The sequence below is a fragment of the Desulfovibrio sp. Fe33 genome, assembly GCF_028532725.1.
Lineage (GTDB): Bacteria > Desulfobacterota > Desulfovibrionia > Desulfovibrionales > Desulfovibrionaceae > Pseudodesulfovibrio.
In genome coordinates, this window is sequence record NZ_JAQKGU010000014.1 from 12,731 (window position 1) to 25,314 (window position 12,584).

At 57.2% G+C, this 12,584-nt stretch carries 9 protein-coding genes and 1 pseudogene; 6 read left to right on the top strand and 4 right to left on the bottom strand.

From position 1 onward, the window contains the following. Position 1: 1 nt before the first annotated feature. The 3 genes from PSN43_RS15145 to PSN43_RS15155 all read right to left on the bottom strand — a co-directional run bounded on the left by PSN43_RS15145 (position 2) and on the right by PSN43_RS15155 (position 4,033). A complete protein-coding gene (locus tag PSN43_RS15145) occupies positions 2-1,744 on the bottom strand; it encodes a DEAD/DEAH box helicase (RefSeq protein ID WP_272701578.1) in 1,743 nt (580 codons plus the stop codon). Positions 1,745-1,881: 137 nt separating this feature from the next. After that, the gene (locus tag PSN43_RS15150) at positions 1,882-2,661 is read right to left on the bottom strand and encodes an NAD kinase (RefSeq protein WP_272701579.1); all 780 of its coding nucleotides are present in this window, start codon (positions 2,659-2,661) and stop codon (positions 1,882-1,884) included. A 64-nt stretch (positions 2,662-2,725) separates the two neighbouring features. Next, positions 2,726-4,033 carry a citrate synthase gene (locus PSN43_RS15155; RefSeq protein ID WP_272701580.1) on the bottom strand — a complete coding sequence of 436 codons (1,308 nt, stop codon included), beginning with the start codon at positions 4,031-4,033 and terminating at the stop codon, positions 2,726-2,728. 405 nt (positions 4,034-4,438) lie between these two features. Between PSN43_RS15155 and PSN43_RS15160 the strand changes: the two genes are divergently transcribed. Then, complete coding sequence (locus PSN43_RS15160; protein WP_272701581.1) at positions 4,439-5,518, top strand: 4Fe-4S dicluster domain-containing protein; 1,080 nt, start codon at positions 4,439-4,441, stop codon at positions 5,516-5,518. Next, a complete protein-coding gene (locus PSN43_RS15165) occupies positions 5,508-5,969 on the top strand; it encodes a 4Fe-4S ferredoxin (RefSeq protein ID WP_272701582.1) in 462 nt (153 codons plus the stop codon). The genes PSN43_RS15160 and PSN43_RS15165 overlap by 11 nt, the downstream gene beginning before the upstream one ends. A 166-nt stretch (positions 5,970-6,135) precedes the next feature. On the opposite strand, the gene PSN43_RS15170 is transcribed toward PSN43_RS15165, so the two are convergent. Next, positions 6,136-6,747: a nitroreductase family protein gene (locus tag PSN43_RS15170; RefSeq protein ID WP_272701583.1), complete on the bottom strand. Its 612-nt coding sequence runs from the start codon at positions 6,745-6,747 to the stop codon at positions 6,136-6,138. Positions 6,748-7,183: 436 nt separating this feature from the next. Between PSN43_RS15170 and PSN43_RS16015 the strand changes: the two are divergent. The 4 genes and pseudogenes from PSN43_RS16015 to PSN43_RS15190 form a co-directional block, all read left to right on the top strand. Beyond that, a pseudogene (locus PSN43_RS16015) lies at positions 7,184-7,348 on the top strand (hypothetical protein); the annotation flags it as partial. Positions 7,349-7,468: 120 nt separating this feature from the next. Further along, positions 7,469-8,719, top strand: a complete 1,251-nt coding sequence (locus PSN43_RS15180; protein ID WP_272701585.1) for a hypothetical protein — start codon at positions 7,469-7,471, stop codon at positions 8,717-8,719. Between the two features lie 143 nt (positions 8,720-8,862). After that, complete coding sequence (locus PSN43_RS15185; protein ID WP_272701586.1) at positions 8,863-10,761, top strand: Dam family site-specific DNA-(adenine-N6)-methyltransferase; 1,899 nt, start codon at positions 8,863-8,865, stop codon at positions 10,759-10,761. 2 nt (positions 10,762-10,763) lie between these two features. Next, positions 10,764-12,482: an AlwI family type II restriction endonuclease gene (locus PSN43_RS15190; RefSeq protein ID WP_272701587.1), complete on the top strand. Its 1,719-nt coding sequence runs from the start codon at positions 10,764-10,766 to the stop codon at positions 12,480-12,482. Positions 12,483-12,584 lie beyond the last annotated feature (102 nt).

Below are 12,584 nucleotides of genomic sequence, written 5' to 3' on the forward strand. Positions count from 1 at the left end.
CCTAGTTGCCGGAAGGCTTGCGCCGTCTTCTGCGCCTGCGTCGCGGTCTGGGCTTGGACGCGCTGTCCCCGTCATCGGCCGGAGCGCTTTCACGCGCTTCGGCTGGCTTGGCGGGTTTGGCGGGCGCGGCGGGCCTTGCCGGTTCGGCCTGACGCTCGCTTTCGGGCTTCTCCGGGCGTTTGGCCTTGGCCTTGGGCGGACGGGTTTGTTCCTTGGCCGCCGGGGATTCGTCGGAACCCTCATTCCGGGCGGGTTTGGCCTGATACTGCTCCCTGGGGCCGCCTTCGGGCTTGCGCTTGCGTCCGCCGCGATTGCGGGCGGGCCGTTCGCGTTGCTCGCGCTGCTCGCGCTGCGGCTCGGGAGCGGTGTCGGGTTCGGCGGGCTTGCCGTGCAGGGTGGGCTGGTAGAGCTCATCCAGGAGCATGGCCAGCAGGGAAAGCGAATCCTCGTGCTCGGCGTACCGCTTGGCGATGGGCAGGAATCGGGATACCCGCTCCTGTTGGAGGTTCGTCAGTTTGCGGAATCTTTTTTCAAGGATGGCGGTCAGCCGTTCCCCGATGATGGCGGTCACGTCCTCGTCGGTGGGGTCCTTGATCTCCTCGAAGTGAATCTTGAAGCGGGAGGCGATGCGTTCCAGCTCGATCCGCTGGATGACGTCGACCAGGGTTATGGCCGTGCCCGTGGCTCCGGCGCGTCCGGTGCGGCCCGCGCGGTGCACGTAGGATTCGGGGTCCTCGGGCGGTTCCATCATGAACACGTGGGACAGCTCGGGAATGTCGATGCCGCGCGCGGCCACGTCCGTGGCCACCAGGAAGCGGAGCTTGCCTTCCTTGATGCGGGTCATGAGCCGTTCGCGTTTGTTCTGGGTCAGGTCCGAGGTCAGCCCTTCCGCATCGAATCCGAACTGGGCGAGCAGGGCGGCGATGAACTCGACGTTCCGCTTGGTGTTGGAGAAAATGATGGCCGAGGAGGGGTTCTCCAGTTCGATGAGCTTGATGAGCTTGCGCTCCTTGCCCATGGCCGGGACTTCAACAAACTGATGGGAGATGGCGGAGACGTTGGTTTCTTCCGAGGAGAGGCTGAGAAATTCCGGCTTGTACATGAACTCTTCGGCCAGGCGCAGCACGCTGGGCGGGAAGGTGGCCGAGAACATGAAGGCCCCGTCGATGTCGCGGGGCAGATACCGTTTCACCTCGACCATGTCCGGGTAGAAACCCACGGAGAGCATCCGGTCCGCTTCGTCGAAAATGAGCACCCGCAGGTCGTCGAGGGTCAGGTTGCGGCGCATGAGGTGGTCGAGGATGCGGCCGGGGGTTCCGACCACCAGGTTCGCGCCTTCGCGGAAGGCGTCGAGCTGCTCCTTGTAGCCCACGCCGCCGTAGACGGCCACCACTTTGAGTTCATCGCCGGCCAGCGTTCTCGCTTCCTGGGCGACCTGTTTGGCCAACTCGCGGGTGGGCACCATGACCAGCGCCTGGCAGGTGTGCCGCGACGGGTCGAGTTTTTCGATGAGCGGCAGGACGAATGCGCCGGTTTTGCCGGAGCCGGTCCGGGCCTGGACCATGACGTCCTGATTGTCGAGGAGGAAGGGGATGGCGCGTTCCTGGACAGGCATGAGCTTGTCCCATCCGGCGCGGTCGCAGGCCCGTCGGAGCGATTCGGGCAGGGTGTCGAAGGTTATCGGCGCAGGGCCGTTTTCCGGAGTATCGGTCCCGTTTTCGGGGTGCAGATTGTCGTTTTCCATTTTTACCTACTGTGTGATGTGGATTCCGGCCATGGATTATGTTTCAGAGAGGACCGGAACAAGAAATTCGTTCGTTGCGGGCAACACTATACCGTATTTGCCCGGTTGTACAATACGGGGCCCATGGGGGCCTGGGGTCAGTGGACGAACTGTTCGTTGAAGATGCGCTCCTCCAGGGAGTGATCGGGGTCGAACAGGACTGTGGCGGGACGGGAGTGGTCTTCGACCACGCGCACCCTGGCCACTTCGCGGACTTCGAAGGAGTCGGCCGCCGCTCCCACGGGCCTGCGCTCGGGATTGAGAATGTCGAATACCACTTCGGCCGAGTGTGGCAGGAGCGCGCCGTTCCACCGTCGGGGACGGAATGGGCTGACCGGGGTCAGCGCCAGGACATTGGACCCGAGCGGGATGATCGGGCCGTGAGCCGACAGGTTGTAGGCCGTGGACCCGGCCGGGGTGGCCACCATGATTCCGTCGCAAACAAGCTTGTCCAGCCGTTCGCGCCCGTTGATGCGCACCCGGATATTGGCCGACTGCTGGGAATAGCGGTGCAGGGCCACTTCGTTGAAGGCCAGGGCCGAGCAGGTCTGCCCCTCGACGGTTGTCGCGGTCATGACCAGGGGATTGAGGATGAGGCCCTGGGTTCGGTTGAGCCGTTCCAGGAGCCCGTCCGGTTTGAAACGGTTCATCAGAAAGCCGATGGTTCCCCGGTTCATGCCGTAGATGGGAATGCCCGTGTCCATGTAGTCGTGCATGGTCTGGAGCATGAAGCCGTCTCCGCCCAGCGCCACCAAGGCGTCGGCTTCGTCGGCCGGGGCCAGGTCGTAGCGTTCGGCAAGCTGCCTGAGGCCTTCTTGCGCCCTTGGCGAGTTCGAGGCCACGCAGGCGATTCTTTCGATTTTTTTCGGGGTGTACATCAACGGGAGAGACTCACGGCGGGGAAAAAAGGGACGGGGCCCCCCATGGGGCCCCGATGTTCGTTTAGATTCTGGAATCCAGGGGAATGTAGTTCCTGGGCTCGCGGCCGGTGTAGATCTGGCGCGGACGGTGGATCTTGGTGTTGCCGTCCACGTGGGCTTCGTACCAATGGGCGATCCAGCCGGGCATACGGCCGATGGCGAACATCACCGTGAACATGTTCACCGGGATGTTCAGGGCGCGCAGAATGATGCCGGAGTAGAAGTCCACATTGGGGTACAGCTTGCGCTCGACGAAGTAGTCGTCGTTCATCGCCGCTTCGGCCAGCTCCAGGGCGATGTCAAGGAGCGGGTCGTGGTGCCCTGTGGAATCGAGCATGTCGTGGGCGGCTTTGCGCAGTATCTTGGCGCGCGGGTCGAAAGACTTGTAAATGCGGTGGCCGAAGCCCATGAGCTTGCATTCCTTCTTTTTGACCTTTTCGATGTACTCGGGGATGGACGTCCCGCCCGCGTGAATCTCTTCGAGCATCTGGATGACGCCCGCGTTGGCCCCGCCGTGGAGGCGTCCCCACAGGGCGCATATTCCGGCCGAGACCGAGGCGAACAGGTTGGCTTCGGTGGATTGGACCATGCGCACGGTGGAGCAGGAGCAGTTCTGCTCGTGGTCGGCGTGGAGCAGGAAGAAGAGGGTCAGGGCGCGCACCTCGGCGTCCGTGGGCTCGAACTGGCGGTGCGGGATGGAATGCATCATGTGCAGGAAGTTCCGGCAGTAGGAGAGCTTCGGGTCCGGGTACATGAACGGCAGTCCCTGCGCCTTGCGGTAGGACCATGCCGCGATGGTCCGCACCTTGGAAATGATCTTGGCCGCAGCCCGCAGGAAGTCCTCTTTGGAGGATATCTCCAGCAGGTCGGGATGGTAGCAGCCCAGGGCGTTGATGACAGCGGACAGGATGGCCATGGGATGCCCGGCGGACGGGAACCCCTCGAAGTGGTGCCTCAAGCCTTCGTGCAGCAGCTCCTGCTCGCTCAGGATGTCGCGGAATTCCTGGCGCTGGGCCCTGGTGGGCAGCTCTCCGAAGATGAGCAGGTAGGCGGTCTCGATGAACGTTCCGTGCGCGGCCAGGTCCTCAATGGGATAGCCCCGGTAGCGCAGGATGCCTTTTTCCCCGTCCACGAAGGTCACGTTGCTTTTGCAGGAGCCGGTGTTGGCGTAGCCCGGATCAAAGGTGATGTAACCGGTTTCGTTGCGCAGGGAAGTGATGTCGATGGCGTGTTCGTTCTCGGTGCCGACGATGATGGGCAACTCGAAGGTCTGGTCGTCGATGATGAGTTTGGCGGTCTTGCCGCTGGCGCATTTGTCGTCTTTGAGCATCTCGTTACCTCTGAAAATACATCAAGCCTCCCGACCGTTGTCGGGGTATGAAATAATATTCGGTCGTCTGGCCTGGTTCCGGTCGGCCTTGGAGGTCAGGCCGTACCATGCGATGGAAGCTTCCGGTCAAGAGTGGATTTACAATCCAGACCGACTTTCTATAATAAAGCAGTTGCAGTGTCAAACGTTGAATTGGCAACTGTATCATTAATTCAATTGATTACGGTGCGTTGGCGTCGAAAATTCGTCTGCCTGACGGGCGGATTTCCGGCCGGTCGGCCCGGTTTCCCTTCGCGAGACCTTCCCGGGGTTGACTTTCCGGTTTATACCCCTATAGGGTATATGTGTCGACACCGGAAAGGATGTCCGGTCCGCAAACATATCAAGACGAGGTTGCAAACCGACATGTCAGAGAAAAAATATGGGACGGGAACCATAAGCCGCCGCGGGTTCCTCAAGACCCTGGGGGTGGGGGGAGCCGGAGCGCTTATCCCGGCCGCCCCGGTTCTGGCTGCGCAGGAGCGCGTTCCGTCGCCTTCGGACGGCGAATTGGCCACCCTGCTGGATTTGTCCAAATGTATCGGCTGCGGAGCCTGCGTAGAGGCCTGCCGCGAGTCCAACGCATCCAAATTCCCGGAGCCGGTCAAGCCGTTCCCGGAGATGTTGCCGTCCCGTCGGGCCAAGCCCGAGGATTGGTCCGACATGCGGGACGTGGATGATCGGCTGACCCCCTACAACTGGCTGTTTCTGCAGAACGCCGTGGTCGAGTACGAGGGCGAGTCCTACGATATCAACATACCCCGGCGGTGTATGCATTGCCAGAATCCGCCCTGCGCCAACATGTGTCCCTTCGGCGCGGCCAACAAGCAGGTCAACGGACTGACCCGCATCAGCGCGGATTTGTGCATGGGCGGAGCGAAGTGCCGCGCCGTGTGTCCGTGGAACATCCCCCAACGCCAGTCCGGCGTGGGATTGTACCGCCATATTATGCCGCGTCTGGCGGGCAACGGCGTCATGTACAAATGCGACCGCTGCTACCAGCTCCTGGACAAGGGCGCGCTGCCCGCCTGCATCGAGGCCTGTCCGGAGGACGTGCAGATCATCGGCCCGCGCGCCGAGATCGTGGCCAAGGCCGAGGCGCTGGCAAGGGAGAATGGGTGGTTCCTTTATGGACTGGAGGAAAACGGCGGGACCAATACAATATATGTCTCCCCCGTGCCCTTCGACCTCATCGATCAGGCCATCGACAAGGATTCCGGCCGGGGAACCGGCAAGGGGCCGAAGGCTCAGGGGCCGGGCAAGGGCGGTAAGAACGCGCTCGGACCCGGCAAGCCGCACATGGGGCCCGTGGAGGACGTCATGGCCGACGAGACCAAGCTGGCCGCGGCCGCGCTCATCGCCCCGGTTGCGGGCATCGCCGCCGGAGTGCTCGGCCTCGGGTCCAGGCTCCTGAACAACGACGGGGAGGACGGCCATGAAGACTAGACCCTATCCCGGCTGGATCACCCGGCTGTTTATCCTTACCGTGGCCGCCCTGACCTTTACCGGGTTCATGCAGATGCCGCTGGCCAAGCGGTACGCCCTGACCACCATTCCGGGTATGGCCTGGACCGGCGACTTTTTTATGGTTCACAAGATGCACTACGTTCTCGGGGCCGCGCTCCTATTCCTCGCGGCCCTGGTAGCGGTCAATTGGTTCAGAAGCTGGAAGAACAAGCTCACGCTGACCGGCCTCGGCCTCGCCCGCGTCGCGGTGGTCGGCGGGCTGCTCGTTTCGGGCGCGTTGCGCGTTTACCGAAACCTTCCCGGCGTAACGCTGGACCCCGTCTACATCGTGACCATCGAGTGGGTGCACCTCTCCCTGGTCATGGTCCTGGGCGTCCTTGCTCTTGTCGCCCTGGTGCGCAGGGCATCGGCTTACGCCGTGCGCAAATAGTTCCCGACACACTCCATTCCCATAGCGGAAAAGGGGGCCTTCGGGTCCCCTTTTCTCATGCCGCCGCCGATACTATCCGGTGATGCGCAATGGAAAGGCCCCGGCGCGTTCTCGTGCCGGGGCCTTTTGTCGTCGAAGAGTGAATCCGTCGCTGTCGCAATCCGCTTTACTTCAGAATCATCTCGTCCACGGATTGGCGCCAGGCCTTGGGATGGACCTGAAGGTCCGGGATGCGGTGCCCCACGGCGATGAGCATGGGAATCCAGTAGTTGTCCGGGATGCCGAATTCCTTGCGCACGGCCTCGCGGTCGAAGCCGTCCATGGGGTGGGTGTCCAGGCCGTGGGCGCAGGCCGCGAACATGAAGGACATGGCGAACAGCCCCGCGTTTTTGGCGGCAAAGGCCAGGGAGGCGTCCGGCGTGTCGCCGTACAGGGCCTTGGTGGTGTTGATGAACCAGTCGCGCTGTTCCGGCTTGAGGTTGTGCTCGAAGTGGCCTTCCAGGGTGGAGTTGCCTTCCTGCCAGCCCGCGCGGTCGCCCAGGACAATGAGCACCACCGGGGCCTCGGTCACTTTTGGCTGATCGAAGGCCAAGGCCCGAAGAGCCGCCTTGCGCGCCGGATCGCGAACGATTTTGACCTTCCACGGCTGGAGGTTGAAGCTGGAAGGGGCCTGTCCGGCCTCGGCAAGGACGGTCCGCAGCAGGTCCTCAGGCACGTCCCGGGCGGGATCGAAAAAGTTGATGGCTCTACGTCGTTCAAGGATTTCGTTGAATTCCATATGGATATCCTCCGGGTTCGGTGTCGTGGAGCGGTTGCCTTTTTCCAGTATAATCACTGACGGGCAAAAGAAAAGATAACCATTGTCAAGAAAAGGAAAAGACCGCCTGAAAGGCAAGGCGTTTTCCATAAATGTTGACAAAAACGCCAAAAATAGGTTATAACCCCTTGTAAGCTTTAGCGAACAGGGGGTTATTCTTATGGGTAAAATATTTCCCCAGGTTGCCAAGCCACGCATCCCCGACCCTAGCGACGGAATCCAGGTCAACTACTGCAAGAACCCGAAATGTAAGAACTACGGTCGCCCGGCAAAGCCCAAGGTGTCCCGTGGAAAAGTAGCCGCGGGCAAGAAGAGACTGACGGATGTGTACACCGTAAACGCCAGCGGTTGGGATATGCCCGTATTGCATTGCAAAGAATGCGGCGAATCCCCACCCATGAAAAGCAATGTCGGCATCGCCCAAGAGCTTGACCGCTTCAAATCCCTTCTCGCAGAAACTGACAATGGCTGTCAAAACCCCGAATGCGAGAACTTCGGCGTGTCGTTGCGGGCAAAGAAGCGATACCAGAAGTTTGGAACCACAGCTTCGGGTGATCCGAGATACAGGTGCAAGGCCTGTGGCAAGACCTTTTCCGTCGGTCCGGCTTCCAGAAGGCACAGGAGATCAGAGAAGAACAAGCTGATCTTCATGTTGGCCGTCAACAAGACACCTATCAGGCGCATGTGCGAAATAGCGGAACTGCAAGCCAAGTACGTCTACAAAAAGCTGGACTTCCTTCACACCCAATGCGTCCGCTTCCTGGCCGCCCGTGAGCGCAGGCTATTGACCAGCGTCCACCCCAAGCAGTTGCATTTGAGCGTCGACCGCCAAGACCATTTCGGCAACTGGCTGGATCGCAATATCAAGAAGAACATAGTTTTCCAGGCTATCGGGACCGCCGACAACATCACCGGATACGTCTTCGCCAGTCACCTGAACTATGACCCGACATTGACCCATGAGGTTGTCGAGAAGGAAGCCCGGGATTGCGGTGACTTGTATCTGCCCGTGGCTTTCCGGCAACATGCCAGGCTTTGGCTTGGACAGGACTACCTGAAGGCGATGTACCGGACCGCCAAGCGGAACAACAAGGACATTGTGGGCGACACCCTGCTGGCGAAGGTCATGGAAACGTACAAGAGGGCTGGCAACCGACCCGATGTGGAAGATCTGGAGGCCGTGACCGCTTCCATGCAACTGCCGAAGAACGGGGTTCAGGTCAGGGCCGATTACACCATGTACGGCCATTTTTTCTATCTGGCCCACCTATTCCGCAAGGTGGGCAGGATACGGTTTTACCTGGACCAGGAGTCCGGTATCCGGGCGGCATGCCTCTCGGCCTTCATGAAGCGGGTCAAAAACAGGACGTGCGACGCCTTTTACGTTTCGATCAACAAGGACATGACCAACGACGAGCGGGAGCAATGCGTCAAGGTCAGCCGCAAGCGGTTCAAGAAGTTCAAGGAACGTTATCCGGGCCTTCCCGACAACGAAGTGATCAAGCTGATGGTCAAACGGAACATGAAGTCCATGAAGCAGATCGGCCAGTACAAGGACTTGTGGCTGGAACACCCGTATCCCAACAAAAGCGAACCGGAAAAGATGGTAAGCTACCAAACCGATCTCGGGGACTATGACGAGGACTTGGTTGCCGACATGTATATGCGGGCATCCCTGGCCGGCATCGACCGGTTTTTCATGCAATCAAGACGCAGGAGTTCCTATCTGGAAAGGGGCATCCACACTTCCAGCCGGAGCGGTGGCGTGTGGCACGGTTACGCCCCGTATGACCCGAGGATGATCGGGAAAAGCCTGGACATGCTTCGCTTCTTTTACAACTACGTCCAAGTCGGAAAAAACAAGGAAACCCCGGCCATGCGGTTGGGGTTGGCGGATGGGCCGGTCAAGGTGGAAGACCTTCTGTATGAATGATTTTTTTCCTACGGAGAGCATTTGACTTCTCAACGCTTGGTCATGTATTTTTATGAGTGATTTAGAGACGTTGAACATTCGATTGACATCTTGTCCATGACGTGAGCATACGTTTGACGAGAGAAAAAAAGGTGGGACCATACATGGCCAATGAAGTTGCTGTCGATAGGGACGCATTCCAACCGGCAAAGCCCATATTGAAATGGGCTGGTGGAAAATCGCAAATGCTGGACATTCTTGTCCCGCTAATCCCCCCGGTATACGGGAAATACATTGAACCGTTTATCGGTGGAGGAGCCCTGTTTTTTGCAACGTCCCCGGCCAATGCGGTAATCGCCGACTCCAACCCCGAGTTGGTCAACCTGTATAGCGTTGTGTCCAACCAGGTGGACGAGTTGATTTTGGCCTTGCGTCCGTTCAAGAACGATAAGGATTTGTTCTATGAAATCCGTGCGCAGGACTGGCAATCGCTTACCCCCGTGCAAGCGGCCGCACGGACGATTTTCTTGAACCGCACATGTTTCAACGGGCTTTACCGGGTCAACAAGAAGGGCGGTTTCAATGTTCCCTTTGGTTCCTACGCAAACCCGACTATCTGCGATGAAACCAACCTTCGCCAAGCATCTATGGCCCTGCAAGGAAAGCCGATTATATGCGGGGACTACAAAGATGTGTTGCGGGACCATGCGAAAAAGGGTGATTTTGTTTTTCTGGATCCGCCTTATCTCCCTGTTTCCGAATACAGCGATTTCAAGCGGTATACCAAGGAGCAGTTCTACGAAGAGGACCATCAGGATCTGGCCGATGAGGTCAAGCGTTTGTGCGATTTGGGTTGCCATGTCGTCTTGACCAACTCGAACCATCCGTTGGTGCATGAACTGTATGGGCAGTTCCAAGTCGATGTGTACCAGACCAAGCGAAACATCAGTAGCAAGGGCAAGAAACGCACCGGTGAGGACGTGGTGGTGACGGTGAAGCCCCGCAAAAGCTTTGCCCTGCGTTCCATCCCCAAACCTGTTTCCGGTCAAGTCAAGAAGTACCCATCCACGCGCTACATGGGGTCCAAGGCCAAACTTTTGCCCCACATCCGGGACATTGTTCGCCAGTTTGATTGCAAGACGGTTCTGGACCTTTTTTCGGGGTCCGGCATTGTCAGCTACATGCTGAAGACAGAAGGCAAGCAGGTGGTCAGTAACGACTACATGGCATTGTGTTCGACCTACACCAAGGCATTGGTCGAGAACAACACGGTGACGCTACCCATGGACATGGCAAAGTCGCTTCTGGTCCCGGCAGACGGCGGCGACAACTTCGTCCAGGAAACATTCCGGGGGTTGTACTTCACCGATGATGAGAATGTCCTTATCGACAATCTCCGGACGAACATAAAAGCCCTGCGAAATCCCTATCAGCGGGCCATTGCGACCGCATCCCTGTGTCGGGCGTGCTTCAAGAAACGCCCCCGTGGCATTTTCACCTACGTTGGTTACCGGCATGACGATGGAAGGAAAGATCTTCGGATGAGTTTCGAAGAGCAGTTTCTGGAAGCTGTCCGGGTCAACAATGAAGCCGTTTTCGACAACGGACAGCAAAACATAGTCCGCCGGGGTGATGCCATGTCGATTAGGAGCAAGCCTGATCTGGTCTACATGGATCCGCCGTATTTCAGCCAGCATTCAGACAACGAGTATGTGAGGCGATACCACTTTGCGGAAGGCATCGCATGCGACTGGCAGGACGTGGAAATGCAATGGCATACCAAAACGAAGAAGTTCAAAAACTATCCCACCCCGTTTTCGACTAAGAATGGGGCATATGACGCCTTTGACCGGCTTTTCAGGAAGTTCAGGGAAAGCGTCCAGGTTGTGTCTTATTCGTCGAACTCGTTGCCCACCTTGGACGAGATGGTCGAGCTTATGTCCAAATACAAGCAACACGTCGAAGTCATAGCGGTGGACTACAAATATTCATTTGGCACGCAGAACCACAAGGTTGGAGACAACAACAACACCGTAAAAGAATACATCTTCGTAGGGTACTAGGCATGACACGTTGGAAGATCGGCGACACAGGGGTTAGAAATCCAATGAGATTGCGGGACGGGCTTATCGTCCTGGCAAACGACCTCACCCATAAAGGTGAGTTTTATGGCAACCTTCATGGCCCAGAGCAAAATGCCATTTTTCGAAATGCGTTGGCCGAACAGGGTGTCGTTTCCCTGGTAGGCGATAAAACTAACAGTGTCGCCCGAAAGTGGATCAATTCACTGTCTTCACTTGGCTTCATCTACCCCCATTCCAGAAATGAAAAAGTGATGGAGGTCTATCAAAAGGAACTTGGGAAGCCGGATACGATTACGGAGAACGGTTGGCGTCTAATCAAGACTGAAAGCGTTGCCGGGTGGCAGGAATGCTTCTTGAGATCCCTGGCGGCTTTTTATGAGCCGACCGAGCAAGGATATTTTTCACCGTTAAGGCACACCTTGGCTGTCATGCTTGAGTTGAAGAAGTTGACCGGAAGTAGTGCTATTAGCGGGTTTGAAATGGAAGTCATAGTCCAGTTGTCATCCTCGTTCGATGGTTCAGATGTTGTTGCAAAAGAGGTTGTTGATTTTAGGGAACAACGCAACGTCGCCGAACGGAAGAAGGTATTTGATAGGGACTTCAAGGGAAAAGTTGCATCTACTGTCGGCTTGAAGCCCAAAAGCCTATACGACTACAGGGACATGAACCTTCGGCATCTGAAAGCAACCGGGTTGGTGCAAAGCAAGGGCCGGGGGATAGCCTTGGTTCCTTCCAAATACGTGTTGATTGAAAAAATCATACACGAGGAAAGTGTTCCCCAAAATGAAATAGAATGCCTGCGGCAACTATGCGATGGTGCAATCCTGCCAACGGACCACAAGCAGGAAGCATTGTCTGTCTTGCAGGATTTGGCCGAACAACTTGAAAAAAGAGGCTGTCCTTATGATCTGAAAGGTAGGCCCCTTGAAACGCCACAAGACATTGAAGTTGCCCGGCACGACTTGGAAGACAGCCTGTTCCATCTTGACGAGCTTGAATACGCGAAACAACAGGCCAGCATGTCGGAAGAGATCTCGGCCTTCTTGCAGTTGTTGATCGAAAGCAAAAAGAAGGCATCGAAAACACTGTCAAATGGGAAAAAGGTCAGGATCCCTGATGGGGAGGCCCCCGCCTATTTTGAATGGATTATCTGGAGGGCCTTTCTTGCCATAGATTCTTTGACCATAGATCCTTGGGATGCACGCCGCTTCAAAATCGACCGTGACTTTCTTCCGGTCGGGACAGCGCCAGGCAATGGGCCTGATATTGTTTTCGAGTTTGAAGATATGGTCTTGGTTGTCGAAGTCACATTGACTTCTTCTTCCAGACAGGAGGCCGCAGAGGGCGAACCTGTCAGGCGGCATGTTGCGAAATATGCGGAAGACAATGCCAATAATGGCAAGAAAGTCTTTGGATTATTCCTTGCGATCAACGTGGACACCAATACGGCCAACTCGTTCCGTCTTGGCGAATGGTACATGAAGGGCGATAGAAGAATAGCTTTGAATATCGTCCCCATGTCTTTGCTGGATTTTAAAGCCATATGGGACGCATCCCTTGACGATGTGTCCAAGGTTTTGCCGAAGTTGAAATATCTGATGATGGAATGCCGGAGCCATATCAACGAGCATGCGCCGGAATGGAAGAAAAAAGTGTCAGAACTAGCCCAACAGACGGCCGCATCCTTAAAATCCCAGTAGCCCCTAGATGACACCAGCAAAATAGCCCCGGACAAAAATCCGGGGCTATATTTTTCAACATTTATGGAAAACGCCTTGCCTGAAAGGCGGTCTTTGAATTTC